The organism is Thermoplasmata archaeon, assembly GCA_038851035.1.
Lineage (GTDB): Archaea > Thermoplasmatota > DTKX01 > VGTL01 > VGTL01 > JAWCLH01.
In genome coordinates, this window is sequence record JAWCLH010000038.1 from 1 (window position 1) to 23269 (window position 23269).

A 23269-nucleotide genomic window follows, 5' to 3' on the forward strand; every position below is an offset into this window, starting at 1 on the left:
ATAGGCGACAGTCCGAGATATCTCCTTTATTGGAGCGCCTGATGATTTCTCGGACATCTCTATATGAAAGTTTGCTCATGGCCCCAGGTAATTTCTCCGAGAGCAAGTATTTATGGGATATCACAGGAACTCCTCCATGACAAAACCTTAATAACCCCCTCATCATTTTGGTATTTGGTTGACGGCCATAGCGGCGGGGAAACACCCGGTCCCGTTCCGAACCCGGAAGTTAAGCCCGTCTGCGTAGGGGTCTGTACTGCGGTGCGCGAGCCCGCGGGAAGGCCCCCACGCTGTCAACCACCTTTTTATCATGCCCGGCTCCGAAACGATTTTATATTGGTCACCGGTGCGGGGGTGTGAAGGGTGAAAAGGACTGAGGGAGGGATGGGGCTTGGCGGAAGGGGCCCCGTGTCGCGGGGCGGGGTTGAGGCAGAAGGAGAGAATTAGAAGGAAAAGAGAGGCGATGGAGGGAGAGGGAAGCGAGAGCCACCTCATTGGGACAGCCCGCAGCGAGGCCTGGTGCAGAGGAAGGTGATGGTCTTGGTGCGGGTGGCATCCGTCCAGCTCCTATCCCAGTCCGCAGCCTTCTCATCCTCGCTTTTCATCCCCATCCTCGCTAAGCAGCTCAGCGCAGGGGACTTCGAGGTCGGGGCGATAGTCTCACTGAACGGAGCCGCCGGCTTCCTTTCCCAGTATCTCTTCGGAAGGGAGGCGGATGTCCGCGGACTCAGGTTCTTCCTTCTTGGGGGCCTTCTACTCTCCGCTATAGCGGCACCCGTGCAGATTCTCGCCCGCACCCCTGCACAGCTCGCAGCTGCCAGATTCCTTGTCGGATTCGCGGGTGGCATCTACCCACCAGCGCTTCTGGCCTACATCTCCGAGACGGGTCGCAGGATGGGGAAAACGGTCTCTTGGGGTTCACTGGGATGGGGCGTGGGGACGCTCGTCGCCGGAGCGCTGGCTTCGATATGGCAGGCCTTCGTGGCGAGCGCTATTTTCTTCACAATCTCATTCGCAATTGCCCTCACACTCCCGACCGTTCCCGAGAGAAGGCTCATCGTGCCCCTGTTTCCCGCGGCTGTGATAAAGCGCAACCTTCCCGTCTACAGTGCACTCCTAATAAGGCACACTGGCGCAAGCGCCGTATGGGCCACGATGCCTATACACATGAGCCTTCTCGGAGCCATGCCCTTTGAGATCGGGGCCCTTTACGCCCTCAACGCCTTTACCCAGTTCATCTCGATGTACCACCTCGACCGATTCTCCAGCTCTCGAACTTTCGCGGTTGGCCTCCTCCTAAGCTCACTGAGTTTCTTCCTTTTTCCGCTAGCGACGGAAGTCAGACTGCTCGTCGCCCCCTGGCTCATAGTCGGAATCGCCTGGTCCTGCCTTTATATCGGAGGCCTGAGGTTCGTCACAGAGACAAGCGCAGAGGTCGCAACCTCCACTGGACTAGTGGGCTCCACGATCTCCCTTTCCGGAATTCTCGGCCCCGTGCTCGGAGGGGCGGTCTCGGGAGCAGCTGGCAATTACACTGCGATGATGTTTTTAGCGTCCGCAATGACCCTGGCAGCCATGGCCCTCTTTGTATACCAGCTCGCCCGGAACCGAATTTCGAGGCAGGAAGCCCTCGCCCCCATGAATTCCTAAGACGCATCCCCGGCAGTCCAGCTTTTGTGGCGTCGCCTGAGCCCCCTTCCATGGCCCCCGCACAGCCCTTTTATATTTCCAGACCTGTGGGGGCGGGCGGGTGGCAGGATGGGACCAGACAACCTACCGGAGAAGGAGTACCTTACACTGGACGAGCTGGACGTTGAGGGCAAGACCGTCCTCCTCAGAGTGGATATTAATTCTCCCCTCGACAGAAGCACCCTCGAGCTCGCGAGCCTCACGCGAATTCGCTCAATTGAACCCACTTTGAGGAGGTTATTAGAAAGGAGAGCCCGCGTGGTCATCCTCGCCCATCAGGGCAGGAAGGGCGACTGGGACTTCTGCTCCCTCGAGAAGCACGCGACCGCAATTCGCAGGGAAATTGGTATTCCAGTAGCGTTCGTCCCTGATCTGATGGGCGAGAGAGCCAAGGAGGCGATAAAAGGCCTGAAGCCGGGCGCGGCCCTGATGCTCGAGAACGTGAGGGGCTGGGAAGGGGAGACCGCAAAGAAGACCCCCGAAGAGCACGCGCGCTCGGAACTCGTGACTGCCCTTGCGCCCATGGCCGATTTCTTCGTCAACGATGCCTTCGCTGCGGCGCACAGGTCCCAAGCCTCTCTGGTCGGGTTCCCCATGGTCCTGCCGAGCGCGGCGGGGCTGCTACTTGACGCCGAGGTAACAGCGATGACCAAGGTCTTCCGCAGCCCGCGCCGCCCCTTCACCGTGGTTCTCGGCGGCGCTAAGTTTTACGACGCAACTACCCTTATATCCCATCTTCTCGACACTGGAACGGCGGATCGCGTCCTTCTCACAGGCCTCGTCCCGATGCCCTTTTTACGAGCGGAGGGCAGGAGCTTGGGCGGACCGATGGAGGAGGTTGTGGCGAGGGAACCAGAGGCTGTCGGAGCGGCTGGGGAGATTTTAAAAAAGCACCGGGAGAGAGTGTTCCTCCCCCACGGCTTCGCTATGGATGATGGCGGAAAAAGAAGGGAGCTTGGGCTCGAGGAGCTCCCCGTGGAGCGGCCTCTGCTGGATATATCATCTCATACTGCTGAGCGGTTTGCGGAGCTGGTCAGGGCCTCCGGCACGGTCTTCGTCAGCGGGCCTGCGGGTCTTTTCGAGAAACCACCCTTCGACTTGGGTACCACCATTCTGCTGAGGGCTATCGCGGATTCCGGGGCCTACAGGGTTGCGGGCGGAGGCCACACAACTTCGGCAATAGAGAGGCTTGGCCTGAGGCAGAGGTTCGACTACATATCGACGGGAGGGGGTGCACTAGAGGAGTTCATTCTTGGAAAGACGCTCCCCGGTTTGGAGGCCCTGAGGCTTGCTAAAGAGAGGTGGAAAGGGAGACGGGGTGGATAAGATAGAGCTAAGCACACGGAGGTCCCCGCGAGCCGGGCCATAGAGATAGATAGGTGGTACGGATCGAGGCTGGGTATTGTCGAAGGGGTAGGTGGGTTTTTTCATCACCCACACTTGGAGTACCCGCAGAACTTGCACACCATGCACCCCGCCTCGTGGGTGAGAGGACCGCCGCATTCGGGGCAGGCGCCGACGACGTTCCCCCCAGTGCTATTGGTGTGGGTTGCGAATGCGTCCAGGGTGGTCTCCTGCGGAGGTTCCTGCACAACCCCCTCCTCCCTCCTCATCGCCCTCTCTATCGCCTTTCCAATCGCATCGGCGCAGGAGTACGTCATTCCTCCACGTCCGAGGAGGGGGGACGGGCATCTGATTCCTTTGAGCTGCTTCACTATTGAGCCCGGGTCCACGCCTGCTCTCAGGGCCAGTGAGGTGAGCCTGCCAATCGCTTCTATCTGAGACGCGGCGCAGCCGCCCGACTTGCCCATCGTGGCGAACACCTCGCACATCCCGCTCTCGTCTCTGTTAATTGTTATATACAGGTTCCCGCAGCCCGTCCCCGTCTTCAAGGTCACGCCCGTGGTCTCGATCGGCCGTGGTCTCGGTGTTATTCTCTTCTCCTGAGCCCTCTCCTGCCCTTTCTCCTCATCCCGCGCAGGCTCACCTATGTTCAGGACCTGAGCCGCGCGGCTCCTGTCCCGGTATACCGTGACGCCCTTGCAGCCTAGTTTGTAGGCCATCAGGTAGACTTCCTCAATGTCGGCGGGAGTGGCGGAGTGGGGGAAGTTCACCGTTTTTGATACCGCATTGTTGGTGTGCCTCTGGAAGGCTGCCTGCATCTTGATGTGCTGGGAGGGGGGGACGTCGTGGGCGGTGACGAAGACCCTCCTGAGTTCCTCGGGCAACTGCGTGAGCTCTCGCAGGCTGCCCCTCCTGGCAATCTCCCTCATCAGCTCCTCGCTATAGAGCCCCGCCTCCTTTATTCTCCGCTCGAATATCGGGTTGACCTCCACAAGCTCGGTTCCATCCATCACCCTCCGGACAAAGACGATTGCAAAGAGGGGCTCAATACCGCTAGAGCAACCAGCGATTATGCTGATGGTCCCCGTGGGGGCAATGGTGGTGCGCGTGGCGTTTCGCAGGTGCTTGACCTTTGAGGAGTAAATCGACTTCTCAAAGTTGGGGAAGCTACCCTTCTCCCTCCCCAGCTCCACCGACATTGCGAAGGCCTCATCGTCAATGAATTGCATGAGTCTCTCACCGAGCGTTAGCGCCTCTTCCGAGTTGTAGGAGATGTCAAGGAGGAAAAGCAGGTCGGCGAAGCCCATCACGCCTAGGCCTATTTTCCTGTTCCCCTTGGTCATTTTCTCTATCTGCTCGAAGGGGTAGCGGTTGACGTCAATAACATCGTCCAGGAACCTGACTGCGAGCCTAACGGTCGCGCGCAGCTTCTCCCAGTCAACCTCAGTCCTCCCGTCCACGGTCCTGACCATTCGAGCGAGGTTTATGGAGCCGAGGTTGCACGATTCGTACGGGAGAAGGGGCTGCTCCCCGCAGGGGTTCGTGCTCTCGATCTCACCCAGCGCAGGTGTAGGGTTGTCTGCGTTGATTCTATCGATGAATATAACGCCCGGCTCCCCGTTTCTCCAGGCAGAGTCCACAATCAGCTCAAACACCTTTCTCGCAGAGTAGCGCTTCTCTGCCCTCTTTGTCCTGGGGTTGATGAGATCATATTCTTCGTTTCTCTCCAGCGCCCTCATAAAGCTGTCGGTGATTAGGACCGATATGTTGAAGTTGTTCAGCCGGTCGCTCTGCCTCTTGCAGGTTATGAACTCGAGTATGTCCGGGTGGTCCACCCTCAGGCAGCCCATGTTGGCGCCTCTTCTTGTCCCTCCTTGCTTTATCGCTTCAGTGGCGGCGTTGAAGACCTCCATGAAGGATATCGGGCCACTAGAGACGCCCTTTGTGGACGCGACGATGTCGTGGGCCGGCCGGAGGCGCGAGAAGGAGAAGCCCGTGCCTCCGCCGCTCTTGTGTATCAGGGCGGTCTGCTTGAGCGCGTCGAATATGCTCTCCATCGAATCCTCGATCGGGAGAACAAAGCATGCGGAGAGCTGACCGAGCTCCCTCCCGGCGTTCATCAGGGTCGGGCTATTGGGCAGAAACTCGAGCCGGGCCATAATTTTATAGAACTCGGCGGCCAAGGCCTCGACCTCTTCCTCGTTCTTTCCATAAATCCTCTCGGCCGAGGCTATGGTCCGCGCCACGCGCCACACGAGCTCCTCCGGGGTTTCGACCACCCTCCCCTCATTGTCCCTCTTAAGGTACCTCCTTTCCAGCACCGCCTTGCCATTGGGCGATACCTCCATCTTTATATGTTTGAAGGCCGTGGGTATCTCAAAACAATTGCCGACGCTTCTTGTCGTACCCCTCCCTCCTTCGATGGAGCGGCGCTCTGTCATGCTCGTGCCAACACCCCCGTTATCAACCCATCGCTGCGGCGTCCGGTCTGGTAGATAGACAAACGCGAACATATACTTGTTCCCAGTTGTCCATCATCATCCGATTTGCCCGCGATGTGAGAGTGGGTATGTGATGAATGGCTTAATGGTCTTTCGCGCTTAGTCTGTTACCAGGCTCGGAATGATTGAAAAGAATTGTACTAAATTAATTATCAAAAATATTAACAACACTGTAAAAAAATATTATAAAAATCAATCCGTAGCCCCGGCGAGATGCAGGACAAATGAGCCATAAATTGCCCCCACGAGAAGGAAGGATTCGGGGTTGATATGCTCGGGTGTGTCCTTGGGGGTGTGGTATTCCCAGCATCCGCTTCCCCAACACGACGCCACTTTATAGCCCTCAAGGGCGAATGTGGCCATGTCACTAGATGATGTGAGATTCCCTCTGTGAAAGGAGACTTCATATCCGGATAGCTGGGGAAGCTGCTCAAAAGCCTCTCTTTTTATTTCCTCGAGCACCGGGATGTACTGCTCCTCCGAGACCACTATTGGCAGCCTGTGGTCCCTCTTTTTGTCGACATGAGACATATCGAGGTTGAGCATCATCTCCAGCTTTCCCTTCAGGGTATCCACGTGCTCTTTATAATATTCGTACGAGCCCAGTAACCCTTCTTCCTCCCCCCCGAAGGTGATGAAGCGTACGGTCTTCTCCGTGTGGAGCTTTGCGATGCGCTGCGCTATCGCAATTGTGCAGGCGACCCCGACCGTGTTGTCGACAGCGCCCGGGCTGCAGTAGACGGTGTCGTGGTGGGCGCCGACCATTATGAGCTTGTCTGGCTGCCCGGACCCTTTTTTGTCCCCCACGACAACGCGGCAGGGCCTTTTCTCGATGACGACCTCCACATCCACCCGAACCCTTGAGTTCTTGGCGATGCCCTCCTTGATAATCTGGCCCGCCTCGCGCGAGACCATTATCGATGGAATGTCAGGACCTCCGTCCGTGTAGTTCTCGGGGAGGGGAATCCAGTGGCCGGAGGGGTCCTTGGCATTGTGATTGAACCCTATTGCAGGATAGCCGATTTCTTTATTTACCACAACATTGTGAATAATGCAGGCTGACGCGCCGTGCTCCCACGCCATTAGTAGGAGACCGGTGTTGTCCAGCTCGCCGTCATTTGTGGCAATTACGGCCTTTCCGCGGAGACCGGTCGTCGAGTAGGCCGATGGGTCGGAGCCGTTGCCGACGTCCACGACCTCTAGGTCGTCGGTCCAGCGGACGTGGGTCCGGGAGCCGGAGTAGCCGCCTATTGTGAAGTCGGTTTTGTGCTGGAAAACCAGGGGTGAGACCATGGGGTTCGGGATGAGGCCCATCGGACCTCGCGTGTACTGGACGAGAGCGAGGGAGGCGCGGGTGATTTCATAGCATGTTACATTGTACTCCAGGATTTCCACGCCAGTTAGACCGGCGGCCCTGAACTCCTGGGCGATGTACTCCGCCCCCGAGCCCTCTGCCATGCTCCCGGTCAGCCTGGGCCCTAGACTGATGAGACGGGCGACGGCGTTTAGGCCTACACCCGGGTCAATTCTTAGAATAAAATGAGCTCGGGGAGGCTTGAGGATTACGCCAGGGAGGGCAGTTGCGAGGAGCACCAACAGGAGGACGAGGAGAAGGCCGGTCAGTGCCAGAAGGCCCCTGCGTCTCGCAGAGCGCACTATTTTACCTCCCCGAGGATCTTCTCTTACCGTCCAGGTAGAAGCCGAGCATCTTTTCTAGGCCAGCTCCAGTGATGTCATGCAGGAGAATTCTGGTCGTTGTCCCGGAGCCCCCCTCCCTCTCCACAGCGGTATCTATTATTCCGTGGCTCTCGAGCAGCCGGATGTACTTCCAGAGCTGGGTGTGGCCCAGGGGCGTCACCCCCCGCTCCTCGCAGACAACTTTATACGCACTCTCCGCCTCTCCGGTGGTGATGAAGGCTTTTTTCCGGCTCGCGCGAGCGATGCCCAGGGCCACAAGCAGAGCCTGGTGCTCGAGGCCGTCGAGCCTCTCGAGAGGGAGGCCGCCGTACTGGGCGGCCGCCGCCGCCTCGACGAAGTCTGGAGGAATTCTGTCGAGGCCCTCTTGCTCCGCCCTTCTGGCTGAGGCCTCGAGCACCTCTATCGCGCGCCTGGCGTCTCCACCCTCCGAGGCTGCAAGCTCCGCCGCTAGTCTGACGACGTCCATCGTCCAAGTCCCCGCGTGGAGACCGAGCTCCGCCCTCATCCTCAATATATCGGTCAGCTCATCCGCGTTGTAGGGCGGGAGGGTGATGGTGTTGCTCTGCTTGAAGGTTGAGGCGATGGCTGGGTCGGTGTGGAGGAGCTCCCAGGCGGTCATCTGGGATATGAGCACAACGGAAACGCTCCCCTGTGCGCCCGTGTCCTCATCGATTCTGCAGAGGTTGTAGATGAGGCCGGGGCCCGACCTCCGGATAAGGGCGTTGACTTCGTCCAGCACGACCACGAGGTGGGTCCGGCCCTTCTGGAGCTTCCCCCTTAGGATGTTGAGGAGCTGGGGGACGCTGAATCCCCTCTCCTGAAGATGCTCCTGAAACCTCGAGGTAATAAGGTGGTGGAGAATCTCAGGAGGAGAATCACGGTTGCGGCAGTTTACCATCTCCGCGACTAGGCTCCTACCGGTCCCGGTGGCCCCGGCCTCAAGTTCCTTGCAGAAGGTTCTGGCCAGGACCGTTTTGCCGGTTCCAACGTGCCCGGTAATGAATGCGGTCTGGGGGACGCCAGACCTCAGTACCGGTGCGAAGAGGGAGTGAAGGGTGGCTAGCTGCTTCTCTCTGTGCGGGAGGGACGGGGGTACGTAGTTGAAGCTGAAGACCGCGTCGTCCTTCACCACAGGCCGGGGAACGAAGGCTCGTGCGGGCATCGGAGTATACCATCAGAACCTAATCGCTAATCGCCTCATAGATTTTACTAAGGCCCCAGCTCAGTCCCCCTTAGCTCCCTCTCTGGTCCCCCCCATCACCCATTCCCACCAGTCGTCCAGCGTGCTCCGGGCCCTCCGGCCGCGGTTTCCGAAATTCGTGGCCACGGGTTGCGTCTCTCGGCCTCAGTAGGTTCTGCTCAGCCCAGCCGTCGCGGCCTCGATGCGCCTCAGCCCCTCCTCCAGCTCGGCGCGCTTCGCGCCCAGACAGATTCTGAGGTGCCCCTCGCCCATCTTCCCGAATGCGCTGCCGGGAACCGTTAGGACTCCTCCCTCCACAAGCCTCATCGCCAGCTCATGCGACGAGAGATTGAAGGAGAAGGCGGGAAAGACGTATATCCCCCCTTCGGGGCTGAGGCACCTGAAGCCCTTTATGGCGTTTAGGCCTTTGACCATGAGGTCCCTCCTTGCCCTGAACTCCTCAACCATCGCCTTGACGAACTCCATCGTCCGGGGCTGGAGAGCTTCAAGACCGGAATACTGCGTAATTGTTGGCGGGCACGCCACAAGGTGATAGCTGATCCTCTCCACCCTCTTCGCCACCTCCTCGTCCGCGGCTACATAGCCGAGCCTCCAGCCCGTGGTCGAGTAGGTCTTGGAGAAGGAGTTGATGTATATCACCTTCTCTCCCGCCCCTAGGAAGGACTCGTGCCTCCCGTCGAACACGAGCTCGTCGTAGACCTCGTCCGAGATGATCGCGAGGTCGTGGTCCCTGCTCAGGTCGCAAATCGCTTTGACGTCATCCGCGCTTAATGTCCGGCCGGTGGGATTCGATGGTGAGTTCACGACGATGGCCCTAGTGCGTGGGGTGATGAGCTCCTTGAGCTCTTCGTCGATGGGCAGGTAGCCGTTCTCCTCCTTCAAGGGGTAGGGCACTGGAGTGGCGCCATGCATTTTGGCGTGAGCGGCATAAAGAACGAAGCCCGGATCCGGAACCAGAACCTCGTCCCCTCTCTCATACAGGATATAAGCCACGGCGAAAAGGGCCTCCGTCGCGCCGACCGTGACCACGATGTTCTCCCGCCGGACCTCCCTCCAGAGCCTCCGCAAGCGCTCCGCGATCGCATCACGCAGCGCGGGAATTCCGGCTGAGGGTCCATAGTTGTTCCTGTTCTCGTCGAGAGCTCTCTTCAGAGCCTCACGGACGTTCTCGGGCGGATCGAAATTCGGCTCGCCAATGCTCAGGTTTATCGCTCCGGGTCTCGCCATCCCCAGCATCTTCCTTATACCCGACTCCTCAACGCTTCCCGAGCGGGCGGAGAACCTGTACCCCACGGAGACACCCGTTTTACTCATTGTAGAAATGGTATTTCCAATTTCCGCGCTAGTAGATAGCACGGGCCCTTCGCGTGCGCCAGGAGGAGAGTCCAAATTCACGACGGGGCGCTAAGATTGCGAAATATTCTTATTGACCCGCATTCTTCCACGGCGCGGGAAGGAGATGGACTTCAGGCTGAGCGCGGCGCAGGAGGAGACGAGAGCAAGGGTGAGGGAGTTCGCGGAGAGGGAGATAAGACCCGTGGCTCCAGAGCACGACGTCCGCTCGAGCTTCCCAGAGAAGCTTGTCCCACGGATGGCCAGCCTTGGTCTCATGGGTATGACGGTCCCAAAAGAGTACGGCGGAACATACACCGACACCCTCAGTTATGTGATAGCGGTCGAGGAGGTCTCGAGAGTCTGCGGGGGCACTGGCCTGTTCCTCGCCGCGCACAACTCGCTCGGAAACGCGCATATCGCGAGCTTCGCCTCAGAAGAGCAGAAGAGGAGATATCTTCCGCCGCTCGCGAGCGGCCGTGCCATTAGCGCCTGGGGCCTGACCGAGCCAGGGGCGGGTTCGGACGCCGGGGCCACTCAGACCACTGCGGTTCTAAAAGGAAATGAGTATATTCTCAACGGCAGCAAGCTCTTCATCACCAGTGGAAATCTGGCCTCGACCTTCGTGATTATGGCCTCGACGGACAGGAGCAGGGGGACGAAGGGCATCAGCGCCTTCATCGTCGAGCGAGGGACCCCGGGGTTCAGAATAGGCGGGCTGGAGGACAAGCTGGGGGTCAGGGCCTCGAGCACCGCCGAGCTGTTCTTCGAGAACTGCGCCGTTCCGAAAGAGAACCTGATAGGAAAGGAGGGCGAGGGGTTCAGACAGGCCCTCATCAACCTCGATGGTGGGAGAATCAGCATCGCCGCTTTCGCTTTGGGAATGGCGCAAGGAATTCTGGACGAGTGCATGCGGTTCCTCAGGGAGCCTGAGGGGAACTCCCTGGCCCGCTCACAAGCTGTGCAGTTCGCGTTGGCGCAGATGGCCGCCGAGACGGAGGCCGCGAGGCTGCTAGTGTACCGCTGCGCCGACCTTAAGGACCGGAAAATGCCCCACACGAAGGAGAGCGCGATGGCGAAGCTACTGGCCTCCGAGGTCGCCTCGCGGAACGGAATGACCTGCGTCAAGCTGATGGGCCCAGCAGGCCAGACCAGGGCCTATGCCGTGGAGAGGCTCACCCGCGACGCGAAGCTCGCCGAGATAGGTGAGGGCACATCGGAGATTCAGAAGCTTGTGATATCGAGGCAGCTTGGGCTGGGTTGATGTCACGTTTTCCACCCCGAAGATGGCACATAGATGCACCACCACGTGACCAACTCTAGGGGCTTCCGCACCACCGGTCGCTCCCCCATAGCGGATGAATGCCACCGTAGCGGATGAATGAATTCATTGGAGGGGCTCTCGGCAGCTATCCACCGGACCCCCGTGTCGTCTTGATGTGGTGTAGAGCGAGCAGGGTAGCCGCAGCCGCGTGGGCCATTGCGCTGACCACGTCCTTAGGCCCAGAGGCCGCTCCAGCTATGAAGATGCCGGGTGCTGTGCTCTTGACGGGCAAGGGGTAGTCGATGTCTGTGGAGAAGAAGCCCTCCCTGTCGAGCCCAATGCCCAGCCTATCTGCGAGCTCCGGCGCCCCGTTGACCAGTGCGGGCTCCAGCACTACGATGTCCGCCCTGAGCTTCAGCAGCTTGTGGGTGGCGGTGTCGAAAATGTCGAAGCTGATGGTTCCGTCGTGGTTGACCAGTACTTCGGAGGGCTTGCCCCTCAGGAACTTCACACCCATGCCCCTGACCTTTCTGTAGAATTCCTCATAATACTTCCCGTGGGCCCGGACGTCCGTGAAACAAACGTACACCCCGACCTTCTCACCTAGCTGCTCCTTCACCGTGTAGGCCTGGTTGAGGGCGTTCATGCAGCCGACCTGGCAGCAGTAGGGCCTGTGCTTCTCGTCGCGCGAGCCCACGCAGGTCAGGATGGCGACGGTCTTCGGCTCCGTCCTGTCCGAGGGCCTGAGCACCCGGCCCCCCGTCGGTCCCCCGGGCCGGAATAGAAGCTCGAATTCTAAACCGGTTATTATATTAGGGCTTCGGCCGTAGCCGAGCTCACTGAGCAGCTTCATATCGTAGGGGACAATCCCGGTGGCGACGATTATCGCGTCGGCCCGCTCGACAAGACTGGTGCCGGAGGCATCCAGATTCACCGCGCCGGCTGTGCAGGCAGAAGTGCACTGGCGGCAGCCAGGCCTGCACCACTCCCTATCGATGAAGAAGACCTCCGGGATGCCGTGATGGTGGTGCGCCGCCCTCCTTTTCGTTGTCCAAAGGCTCTCTGGGTCGTCGAACTCGGCGGGGCAGACCCTGATGCAATCCCCGCAGAGCGTGCACTTCTTCTGGTCTATATAGGTTGGCTGTGTGGATATTACAGCCTCGAACCCCTTCTCCATTCTGGACAGGGAGGTGAGTTGAGAGTTGAGATGAAGTGTGAAGAGGGGCGACTTCTCTAATTCCATGTACCTCTCACGCAGCAGCTTGAAGGCCTCTTCCCTGAGTGGGAATAGGTACTTGTTATGCGAGAGGTTGCCCCCGAGGACCGGCGCCCTCTCGACCAGCACCGTCTCGACCCCCGCGCTCACTAGACCCCAGGCACTCTGTAGCCCAGCGGGCCCCCCACCTATCACCAGCGCCTTTCCAGCCATTCCCCCAATCCCTCCTGAACGGAGACCACACAACTCGATTTCCCTTTTTAAATGCTTTTGAAGTTCTGCACATTAACAATCTACAACAAGCTTTATATGTGAATTTTAAAATTTTCACCGATATTATTTAATAATTATATAGATTCTCAGATAAAAGGAAAGAAATGGGGGGAGTATGGTGAGACGGGTAATCGCATGGAGCGTTGCGCTGGCGCTGACCATCGGCATTTTTATTAATCCGGTTCAACCGGTTAGCGGAGGCGGTACCACCAAGAGTTCGATTTCTCGGGATATGTCGACCCCCGACGGGCTCTATTGGTGCGATGACAAGAGGCTGACCGACCACCCGAGCGAGGACCGCATCCCGCAAATTGTAGTGGACTCCACCGGCATCTCCCATGTAATATGGTTCAGGGGCAGCTCCTACTCTGGCCAGTACATGTACAAGAAAATAGACAGGCTCGGAAACGAGCTGATATCCGAGAAACAGATTGCGAACGGCCAGATTCCGGAGCAGTACAGCGGCTTCCAGTCCCCATCAATCGGGATTGACTCTAGAGGGGACTTCCACATCGTCTTCGAGCCCGGCGGGACGGGCGTTGCGTACGCTAAGTATGACAAGAACGGAAACAATGTTGTTCCTCAATACAATGTGCCGCAGGGCGCCCAGTACCCCCACAACCCCTCGATAGCGGTCAGCCGCAATGATCTTGTTCACATCATTTACGAGGACTACCGCTGGGGCTACAGTGCGGAGGGAATAGCCTACGCCCAGATCAACGTGGACGGCACCCTTATCAAGGACGGCGTGAGAATCTCAGACCCAGGATGGTACTGCGAGGGCTCGACGCTGACCACTGACTACTCCAGCAACGTTCACGTGACCTTCTACGCCAGCAACCTCGGAATATTCCACGGAAAGCTCGACCGCAACGGCAACCCCGTGCCGGACGCGCCGCCGCAGATGCTCTACAAACTCGGGACTTTCTGGACCCACGGCCCGCCCTACATAGGATGCGATGGCCTCGGCGGAGTACACATCATATTCAACACTGCTGGTGGCGGGACATCGGCCGCGGGCGACTGCATGTACATGAAGCTGAACAACAACGGCGTCAAGCTCGCCGCGGGCCCCGACGAGAACGGCATCAGGCTCGCCTCGGGCACATGTCGGGGCTTCCCCTACATCGCGGGTGACAGCATGGGCAACGCCTACGCCATCTGGTCCGACACCCGCGACGGGACGCCCAAGATATACTATCTGAAAATAGAGAACGGGCACGAGAACGACACCAACCTGCCGGACAGGGCGATATGCCTCACCCCGGATACCGCGGGCGCGTTCGAGCCCAAGCTCGCGGTGGACCCCGACGACAACCTTCACGTAGTGTGGAAGGACCAGCGTGATGGGAATTATGAAATCTACTATAAATTCGCCTACAACTACGGCGTCGAGCTGGGAATGAATCCCGAAGAGATGTACAAGGTGATGTATGTGAGGCCGAATGAGACCAAGAGCGCCAACATCACAATCAGAAACACCGGCGGCCTCAACGACACGGTAACACTGAACATGAGCGTGGACATGCACGGCCACACGGGCTGGAAGGTCAAGCTCCAGGCGACCTCATTCGAGCTCAAGCCGCAGGAGATTGTGAAGGTCAAGGTCTCGGTCACTGGGGACCCAGAAGGCCAGGCCAACGACTTCATAGATACCAGAATCACCGCCACTTCCACTGGGAATCCGCGCAGGAACAGCACCGTGGCCTTCAGAACATACCTCACTGTGGACGAAAGGCTGCTGCTCTCCTGTAGCGACAAGGTCCACTCCACTCAGGCCGGGGTGCCGACGCTGTATCTCATAAAGGCCCTCAACTTGGGGGACATCAAAATGGACGTCAATCTGACCACCGCCGGACCCCCCGAGTGGGAGGTGGAGCTCGAGCGCTCCGAAATCCTCAACCTTAAGCCCAAGGAAGAGGTTGTTTTCACTGTGAAGGTCACGCCCCCCGCAACGGCTATGGCGGACGAGGTGGGGGTCGTCTCCATCACTGGAAAGAGCGTTAGGAACCCAGGCGTCAAGGACACAGTAGTTACCCACACCGTGGTCAGTCCGAGCCTCTTCATCGAGCTGACCTGCGAGGAGGCTGAGAAGTGGGTTGACCCGGGGAACTCGACCGCCTACACTATATTCGTCACCAACTACGGTAACATGCCCGGAACGGTGATAGTAATTCTTGAAATCGTGAGCGGCACTGGGAGCTGGATCGCCGAGCTCGACGCCAACGCCGTCGGGGTCGCAGGAATGGAGACCAAGCCGGTAACGCTGACGGTGGTCGCCCCGTACGACGCTCGGGCAGGAGAGAGGCTCGTGGTCCGCGTCGTCGGGTTCAACGAGGAGAGAACCCTCTCGGACGATGTGACGACCACGACGATGGTGAACCATATCCACAGAATTCTGATTGGCATCAACCCGGAGAAGCAGCTCGCCGACCCGGGAGCGACAGTGCTCTTCACAATCACGCTACAGAACTCGGGCAACGGCCCAGAGGAGATGTCCCTGTCGACCACGAAGCTCGACGTGGGCTGGAAGATGAAGTTCACCATTGGCGGTGCGGAGATAATTAGCATATATCTCGACGCAGCCCAGACCATTCGCTTCGAGGCCCTCGTGACGGTACCCTCGACTGCCCTCACCGGGGACCACATATGCGGGGTCGGAATTCTCGACAGCTCCGGCAATCTCTGGGAGGCCGGGCTTATTGTTGCGGTTAGGCAGATATACGACATAGACCTGACGACCACACTCTCTAGGCAGCTCGGCTCCCCAGGCCAAAAGCTCTTCTTCACAATCCTGACGAGAAACCGTGGGAACGGCCGCGACACGGTTACTTTCGAGATCAGCCGGCTACCGCCGGGATGGGCGGTGGAGTTCTTTGACAGCGATAACAAGCCCACAAGGAGCGTCACTCTTGAGGCCACGGTCATTGGAAAGACCAATATGCTGGTCTCGCTTCCTCTAACGACCAACACTACCAGCCAGGAACTCATTGTCACCGGGACGTCAGAGAGCGGGCTCACGGATTCAATCAAGTTCGTGGTTGACATGATGCTCCCAGACCTCTACCTGACCGGCATATCATACAGCCCCAAGTCGCTCGTCGCTGGCAAGGCCGCGAGCGTGACTGTGACAGTGGTGAATCAAGGTGATGTGTCCGTGGAGAACGTCACCATCAGACTCTACGAGGGGGGAACAATCCTCGGTACAGAGAGGCTGACCAGACTGCCAGCGGGAACAAATAAGACCTCGACCTTCACCTGGGTCCCGAGGGAGGGCCAGAGGACCCTCAGGATAGTCGTGGACCCCGACAACACAATCATCGAGAAGGACGAGACAAACAACCAGGTGAAGGACTCCATCAGGGTACAGGGCAAGGGCTGGGAGCTAGTGCCAGGTTTCGGGGCGGCTGTTCTCGCAGCTGCCCTCGCCTTTTCGCTGCTTGTTACCAGAAGAAGGCGTTGACTCAAGCACCCCCCAGACCTCGAAGCGACGAGAGAGAAATGTGAAAGGGGAAGGAAGGAAAATGACACAAAAAACGAAAACTTGGGTTTTGTTGCTCTGCGCGACCATTCTGCTCACCCCGCTGGCCACTTTGCCGGCCGGGTCCGAATCGGCCTCCGGCAGGGGTGGAGAGGACTTGACCATCGTCCCCGGCAGCTATGGCATCACACCATATCCGCCGCGCTTGTACGACGTCCTGACGGTTAACTTCACCGTCATCAACATGGGGACCGACCCAGTGCTCACACCGTTCACAGTCGCTTTCTACCTGAACAACACGACCACTCCCCTAAACAGGGCCGGTAACACGGTCAGAATCAATCAGCTGGGCGTGGGTCAGACCGCCAACGTCTCCTGCACTTGGGACACTCAGACCTCGGAGTACGCCGTCTACTATAGCGGGGTCGAGTACGGAATAATAGTCGTGGTCGACTCGCAGAACACTGTCTCCGAGAGTGACGAGACCAACAATAACCTGACGGTGATGCAGTCGCTCGGGCCGGAGAGGCTGCCGGACCTAGAGCTCGTCAGCTTCTCAATCGAGCCCCCAAGCCCCGTCAAGGGGGACGAGGTGCTCGTCAATGTGACCGTGACCAATGTCGGGGAAACGGCAGCCAAGTATTTCAAGACATACCTTTTCGATGGTGAAATCACCAACCTCATCACCGAAGCATATGTCCACATGATAAATGTCTCGCAGACCGTCAACGCCACACTGGTCTGGAATACCTCCGGCTATACGCTCGGCCCCCACACAATTCTCATTTTTATCAACCCGGCCTTCTACTATACCAGAATTCCCGAGCTCGACTGGAGCAACAACAACGCCTCCATTGAGGTCCTCCTACGGCCCCCGGAGCTCCATCTGGAGCTGCTCAGCCTCGAGCTCTACCCCGAAAGCCCCCACAAGGGCGATGTTCTGCAAATCAACCTGACCCTCAGGAACAACGGCACGAGACCCGCCGAGGAGTTCCCGGTGGTTCTCCGGCTCGACGGGAGCGAGCTCTACAACCACAGCCACAACCTGGGCCCGATGGAGGAGCTGCCCCTGCTCGTTGAGGTCGACACCTCGCCCTTCTCTGAGGGGGAGCACTGCCTCACGCTCGCCGCGGGCAACATCGAGCGCTCCCTCACCTTGACCCTTCTTCCAATGCTCCTAGCTGACCTCGTAATTCTCAACGCCTCCTGCCTCCCCGAGCTGCCCCTCGTGGGCCAGTCGGTGGTCTTCACAGCCGAGGTCGTCAACTCGGGCGAGGCACTTTCGCTGCCCTGCAGCCTCAGCCTTTACCTCGACTATGACTTCACCCCGGTTGAGAGCACGGAGGTGCCAGCCCTCCAGCCGGACGAGCTCAGGAAGCTCATCCTCACCTGGAACACCAGCGGCGTCCTCGCGGCCATCCACAGAATGCGGCTGATGGTGGACAGCGGGGGCGTCGTGGCCGAGAGCAACGAGAGCAACAACTACTACACATGGATGATGGAGTTCAGGGGCGAGATGGACCTCGCCCTGGAGAGCCTGAGCATCCGCCCGGAGAGACCGAGGGCCGGGGAGAGGGTGGAGTTCTCCGTGACAGTGGTCAATGTGGGCTCCCTGCGCTGCCCGTCCGCCAACCTGACGCTGCGGGTTGGAGGGCTGGAGCAGGACAGGAAGGAGCTCCTGCCCCTCGCTCCCGGGGGCCGCCTGGGTTATGTCCTTCTCTGGAGCACGACGGGCGCCGTGCCGGGCGTCTACGACTACGAGATAAGGGTTGAGCCCGGCGAGGGTGCTCTGGACGTGGCCCCGCTGGACAACGTCCTGAATGGCTCGGTAGAGCTACACCCACCCGAGCCGGGACCGGACCTCTCGGTGAGGAGCATCGAGTTCTCCCCTGGAGCCCCCCGAGTTGGTGAGGAGCTCGTCATCACGGTGTCGGTCGAGAACACCGGGAATCTCGAGGCAAACGCCAGCTCCCTAATGGTGATTTTCGAGAGCGGCGGCGCCGCCCTTCGGTTCACTGAATCCCCGGTCGCCTTCCCTGCGGTTCCCGCGGGCGGGGCAGTCCCGGTCGCGGTGCGTGGCGACACCTCAAAGTTCAGGGCCGGCACCTACGTCGTCAATGTCACCGTGGACTACAACAACTTCATTGACGAGCTCAACGAGAGCAACAACTATCTGACGAGGGAGCTGGTGCTGCTCGAGACCCTTCCGGCGTCCCCGGCTCTAAAGATAGAGGCGGTCTTTTTCGAGGGAAAGCTAGAGGAGGGAAAATGGGTCAATGTCATTGCGCGGCTGGTCAACAGGGGCGATGGCGAGGCGCGGGGCGTGACCGTGAGACTGCTCGTAGATGAGAAGGAGGTGGCGAGCAGGAACATAGGCCTGATGGCGCCGGGCGCGAATCTTACTGTATCCCTGCCGTGGCGCCCCTCCGGAGGGAAGCACACGGTTCTCGTCAGGGTGGATTCCGAGGGAGGCCAGCCCATCTACTCCTCCCCCCGCCAAGTGAGCGCGTCCCTGCCCCCGACCAGCCTGGACCCCTACCTCATCGCCGCCGCGCTCTGTCTCATTATTCTGCTCGTAGCGATGGTGGCCGTTTATGCCATGAGAACGAAGCGACCGAAAGGTCCGAATGTGAGGCTTGTGGATGAAGAGGAATAGCGCTGTGGGTCTGGGTCTCGTCGCGCTGGTGCTGACCGCTGTGCTTCTGCCCCTGGTGCCTGCCTCTCTAGCCGGATACTGGGACGTCACTGACAACCTTAAGGGCAAGGGCCGGGAACCGGTGCTGGTTTCGTACGGAGACCACCTCTACTGCATTTACCAGCTCCGTTTCGACCTCCTGGATCAGAACGGGACGAGGTACGGACGCCGGGGAGACGTCTGGGTTTGCTATTACAACGGCACCACCTGGACCGCACCCCTGAACATCTCGCCTGAGAACAGGGACGAGGGCGGCCACGGCCTTCATGGGCCCAGGGGCGTGGAATACAAGGGCAAGCTCTACGTGACAGCCGAGTGCACGGAGCCCTCCATGAAGGACGACGACGCAAAGGACGACTACGACATTGTCCTCAGGACCTTTGACGGCTCCTCATGGGACCCTCCCCTAAACCGGCCGATGCGCGTGGTCAGCGAGAGGAACGATGACAAGGCCGCGGACACGGAGTGCAGGCCGATTGTATACAATGGCCTGCTCTACCTCATCTGGGTCCAGGTCCCCCCGGTTTCCGAGACGGGCCCCATGACGGAGAGCTTCAGAAGGCTCGTCTACCGCACATTCGACGGCGCGAACTGGGGCCCGATACAGATAGCGGCGCAGGACAACTCCAGCGTGTACACAAACCCCTGCGTGGCCGTTCACAACGGAAGCCTTTATGTGGCGTTCCTGAGCAACACCTCGGAGGCGCGCGATGTTGACATCCTGGTCACCCGGTACGACGGCAAGGGCTGGTCGGCCCCGGAGAGGGTGAACCCCACGATTCCCGGCTATCCCATCAAGCGTCTGAATATCAACCCCCAGCTCGCCTCAGTCGGGGACAGGCTCTGGTGCGTCTGGCAGAGCGGGGACGCGATAGCGAAATCGGGGGACGACTACGACATCATGGCCTCCTGGCTCGGGGAGGATGGCTGGAGCTGGCCGGAGGAGGTCAGCCGGCCGGGCGATGTGCTCGGCGACCGCACCCCATGGGCGGAGGGCCACAATGGGAAACTATATGTTGCGTGGTCCTGCGAGGACCCGACCGCCACCGACGGGGGCGAGGACATGGACATCGTCCTTAGATGCCACGACGGGAGCGGCTGGGGCCCGATAACACTGGTGAGCCCATATGGAGACAACGGGACAATCGAGGGCGAGCACACGCCAGGCGAGGACGCCACGCCCGCCCTGCTATCCTGGCAGGGAAGGCTCTACTGTACATGGGTCACTTATGACGTCAACACCGGTCACAAAGGAGGGTCGCCGGCGGTAATAGTCAAAATGGTTGTTGACAGGGACACAGACGGCGACGGGGTCGTTGATGGCGAGGATGCCTTTCCCGCCGACCCGAAAGAGTGGAAAGACACTGACGGCGACGGAATGGGGGACAACTCAGACTACAGCCCGCTGGACCCAGGCGTGACCCTAAAACCCCGGATCCAAGCCGGAGGCGAGGAAGGGGGCTTCCCGTGGCCTTTGGTGGCCATCATTGTGCTCCTTGTGCTCGCTGCCGCTCTGTTCACGGTTCCCTGGAAGAGCAAGGCCTCAGAGTCCGGGGAAGAAGAGGAGTGATGGCAAGTATTAAGCCGGTCCTATTCAATGACACGAAGGAGGGGTGGAAGGATGTGTGGAAAAAAATTTGCGTGTGTGGCGATGGGGCTGATTCTGCTTTGCTCTTTTGGGTCGGCGAGGGTGCCGGCCGACCCCTCCGGCTGCGCGACTATCTCGGCCCTACCCTTCCGCGGCTCTACGCCCAACAACGACTCTGAGCCGAACAACGACTTTGACAACGCGAGCTTAATAGAGGGGAGCCGGAGCTTCGGGGGCGGCGTCGGGATGGGGGATGCCTTCGACTACTTCAGAATATGGCTGAACACAGCTCCCTCGCCAGGAGCCAATGCGGACCTCCTGAAGGTGGAGCTGAAGCTTGAGCTTGGCAGGACCACGCTAAAAATCTTCGACACCTATCGGCGCGAGCTGCTGATGCGCTTTCCATCCGGAACGGGGGAGACGCTGAGCGTAAGCTTCGTGGCCCATGTCTCTGGGTACCACTATATCCAGTTGCAGGACAACGGGCCCTGCAACTACACCCTGACGACGACTATCACTGCAACTCCCTTCACCTCCGATAGCGACAATGACCAGGCCGGAGCCGTGGACATCGATGCCGCCGGCCTCCCGTACCAGATCTCATCCACTCTGAACAATAGCACAGATATATACGACCTCTACAAGGTACGGCTCAATAGCTCCCCGGGCATTTCCGTAGATGTCCTCAAGGTCTTCTTGCAAGTACCGAAGAGCGCAGACTTCAACCTCCAGCTGTATAAAGGGGCGGGAGCGACCGCCGTGGCGGAGAGCGTGAATCTAGTGGAGGGATTTAATGAGACATTCACTTACTCGGCCGCGGTAGCGGACGACTATACCCTGCGAGTGTGGGCCCCGAGTGGCAGCGGCACCTACACCCTCATGGTGAATAAATTCACCGGGACCTCGGACGGCAACGATGACCTCGAGCATGCCAGCGAGATGGTTCAGACCGATTTGCACTGGTACAACACCACTGGCGACCTCGCGCTGGGAATAGACCCGGACGACTACTATCAGATAAGCGGGGTTGTCACCGGGCAGGTCTTCAACTGCACCGTTAGCAGTCTTGACTACGACACCCGGGACATGACGCCCAACATTAGGATAATACTCCTCAATAGCTCCGGGGTGGAGATTCCCCCGGACCCCGAGGACAACCTCGCGAGACCAGTTGCGAAGGCCAACGCGGTCTCCAACGATGCCGGAAATATGTATATCCAGCTCAATCTGACTAGGTGGGCCGGCGCCTACGACCTGAGGGTCTACACCAACGCCCCTCCCCAGGTTCTGCGGGCAGTTCCCAACGTCTCGATACCCGAGAATGGGACGAGCACGGACGTCAAGCTCGCAAGTGTCTTCGAAGACCCGGATGGCGACCCATTGGAGTTCTCCTATGAGCTGTACGGCGCAATCGCTGGCAACCTCGATGTGAGCGTGGGTTCCGACCCCGAGCGGACCGTCACCATGACCCCGAGAGCGGGGTGGACGGGCGCGGGATGGATTCTGTGGAGCGCCTCGGACCCCTCGGGCCTCACGGCTTCCGCTGTCCAGGAGCTCGTGCTCGTCCACAGAATCAACCACAGACCCGAGATTCTCAACCCAAGCCCCCCACCGGTCGTTCTTGAGAAGAATGTGCCAGATTTTACCTCCTTGAACATGAAGAGCATTTTCTACGACCCGGACGGCGACAAGCTCTGGTACAATGTCACGGGCAACGTGAGCATCAGGGTTACATTCGCCCGCGACAAGGTCAACGGAATCGACCACACCGGCGAGGTCACCCTTGTTCCAGAGATGGGATTCGTTGGTTTCGAGACGCTCTTTTTCACCGCGACAGACAATGGACTTCCGGTCCACCTCACCTCAGACCCCGTGCCAGTCCTCGTTGAGGTCCGGGAGAAGGCTTTCGAGGAGAGGCTGACGGTCAGACCGATTCCCGGCATTACGATTCCCGAGGACGGCGAGGACAGCAGCCTCGACCTCGCCGCTTACTTCTCCTCAAATTCCGAGGGCGACACGTTCACATTCGTTCACGTCCCCCGCGAGGGGAGCCACATAGGCGTCTCCCTCTCCGGCTCCATTGTGACACTGAGACCGGAAGCGAACTGGAGCGGCATAGAGACCCTGCTCTTTAACGGAACATGCTCCCACGGGCTCTACGCCACCGCCACGGTGGTGGTCGAGGTCACGCCCGTCAACGACCCGCCCGAGCTCACCGACCGGTTCCCCAACGGGACCTCCGTGACGATACCCGAGGGGGAGTGGGTCGTTTTCAGAGTAAACGCCACCGACCTTGAGACCCCCGAACACCATCTGAAGCTCAGGTGGACAAAAGACGGGGTGAATGTTTCTTCCACGAACTCCTACAACTTCACGACCAGCTTCGACACCGTCACGAGGGCGAGCAGCGCCGTGTTCTGGGTCAATGTAAGCGTCAGCGACGGCGAGCTCTCAGTGACTTGGAACTGGAGCGTCACGGTTCTGAACGTGAACAGAGCGCCCATGGGCGTGAGAATTCTCTCTCCAATGTCGAACTCGGCCTATGACGAAGGCACGAAAATCAGGTTCTGGGGCACGGCTGAGGATGAGGATGGTGACGAGTTGAGCTACACTTGGTGGGATGGAGAGAAGCAGCTTGGCGCGGGCGATTACTTCAACTACTCAAAACTGAAGCCGGGCAAGCACACGATAACGCTGAAGGTCTCGGATGGTGAGGCGGAGGAGAGCGCCACCGTGATAGTGAAGATAAATGAAAAGCGTTCCCCGGGCTTTGGGGCTCTCTGTCTGGTGGCGTCTGGCGCGGGCGCCGTCCTCCTGATTCGACGGAGACGGGCTAGAGCGGGCGGTGCAGAATAGTAAATGAACCTAATGCAACCGAAGAATTCTTATAGGAGCTCTTACCCACCGAAAGATTCGAATCCTAGAACCTCCATTTCCTATGCAGATGCGAAGACCCGACCCAAAACCCGGCAACAGGCTCATCCCGG

12 protein-coding genes and 1 rRNA gene are annotated in these 23269 nt (G+C 59.3%); 8 read left to right on the forward strand and 5 right to left on the reverse strand.

The window, feature by feature from the left end; translation table 11 throughout:
• Window positions 1-177: 177 nt before the first annotated feature.
• From rrf to pgk, 3 genes are all read left to right on the forward strand, one after another.
• A 5S ribosomal RNA gene (rrf, locus tag QW379_09770) occupies window positions 178-299 on the forward strand.
• A gap of 220 nt (window positions 300-519) precedes the next feature.
• Window positions 520-1650 (forward strand): MFS transporter, encoded by a 1131-nt coding sequence (locus QW379_09775; GenBank protein MEM2870683.1) that lies wholly within the window; start codon window positions 520-522, stop codon window positions 1648-1650.
• Window positions 1651-1758: 108 nt separating this feature from the next.
• Entirely contained in the window at window positions 1759-3015 is a 1257-nt protein-coding gene (gene pgk / locus QW379_09780) for a phosphoglycerate kinase (GenBank protein MEM2870684.1), read from the forward strand.
• Between the two features lie 104 nt (window positions 3016-3119).
• Here pgk and QW379_09785 read toward each other — a convergent pair whose 3' ends face one another.
• The 4 genes from QW379_09785 to QW379_09800 all read right to left on the reverse strand — a co-directional run bounded on the left by QW379_09785 (window position 3120) and on the right by QW379_09800 (window position 9747).
• Window positions 3120-5381: a vitamin B12-dependent ribonucleotide reductase gene (locus QW379_09785; GenBank protein ID MEM2870685.1), complete on the reverse strand. Its 2262-nt coding sequence runs from the start codon at window positions 5379-5381 to the stop codon at window positions 3120-3122.
• Between the two features lie 345 nt (window positions 5382-5726).
• Window positions 5727-7190, reverse strand: coding sequence for a M28 family peptidase (locus QW379_09790; GenBank protein MEM2870686.1), 1464 nt, complete (start codon window positions 7188-7190; stop codon window positions 5727-5729).
• A 4-nt stretch (window positions 7191-7194) separates the two neighbouring features.
• Complete coding sequence (locus QW379_09795; GenBank protein MEM2870687.1) at window positions 7195-8394, reverse strand: AAA family ATPase; 1200 nt, start codon at window positions 8392-8394, stop codon at window positions 7195-7197.
• A 183-nt stretch (window positions 8395-8577) separates the two neighbouring features.
• Window positions 8578-9747, reverse strand: a complete 1170-nt coding sequence (locus QW379_09800; GenBank protein ID MEM2870688.1) for a pyridoxal phosphate-dependent aminotransferase — start codon at window positions 9745-9747, stop codon at window positions 8578-8580.
• A 145-nt stretch (window positions 9748-9892) separates the two neighbouring features.
• Between QW379_09800 and QW379_09805 the strand changes: the two genes are divergently transcribed.
• Window positions 9893-11029 (forward strand): acyl-CoA dehydrogenase family protein, encoded by a 1137-nt coding sequence (locus tag QW379_09805; protein MEM2870689.1) that lies wholly within the window; start codon window positions 9893-9895, stop codon window positions 11027-11029.
• A gap of 145 nt (window positions 11030-11174) precedes the next feature.
• Here QW379_09805 and QW379_09810 read toward each other — a convergent pair whose 3' ends face one another.
• On the reverse strand, window positions 11175-12458 hold the full coding sequence (locus QW379_09810; GenBank protein MEM2870690.1) for an FAD-dependent oxidoreductase: 1284 nt from the start codon (window positions 12456-12458) through the stop codon (window positions 11175-11177).
• 175 nt (window positions 12459-12633) lie between these two features.
• On the opposite strand from QW379_09810, the gene QW379_09815 reads away from it, so the two are divergent.
• From QW379_09815 to QW379_09830, 4 genes are all read left to right on the forward strand, one after another.
• Window positions 12634-15981 (forward strand): CARDB domain-containing protein, encoded by a 3348-nt coding sequence (locus QW379_09815; protein ID MEM2870691.1) that lies wholly within the window; start codon window positions 12634-12636, stop codon window positions 15979-15981.
• Window positions 15982-16069: 88 nt separating this feature from the next.
• The gene (locus QW379_09820; GenBank protein ID MEM2870692.1) at window positions 16070-18655 is read left to right on the forward strand and encodes a CARDB domain-containing protein; all 2586 of its coding nucleotides are present in this window, start codon (window positions 16070-16072) and stop codon (window positions 18653-18655) included.
• Window positions 18642-20264 (forward strand): hypothetical protein, encoded by a 1623-nt coding sequence (locus QW379_09825; GenBank protein MEM2870693.1) that lies wholly within the window; start codon window positions 18642-18644, stop codon window positions 20262-20264. The genes QW379_09820 and QW379_09825 overlap by 14 nt, the downstream gene beginning before the upstream one ends.
• Before the next feature lie 51 nt (window positions 20265-20315).
• Window positions 20316-23138 carry a hypothetical protein gene (locus QW379_09830; GenBank protein MEM2870694.1) on the forward strand — a complete coding sequence of 941 codons (2823 nt, stop codon included), beginning with the start codon at window positions 20316-20318 and terminating at the stop codon, window positions 23136-23138.
• Window positions 23139-23269: the final 131 nt, after the last annotated feature.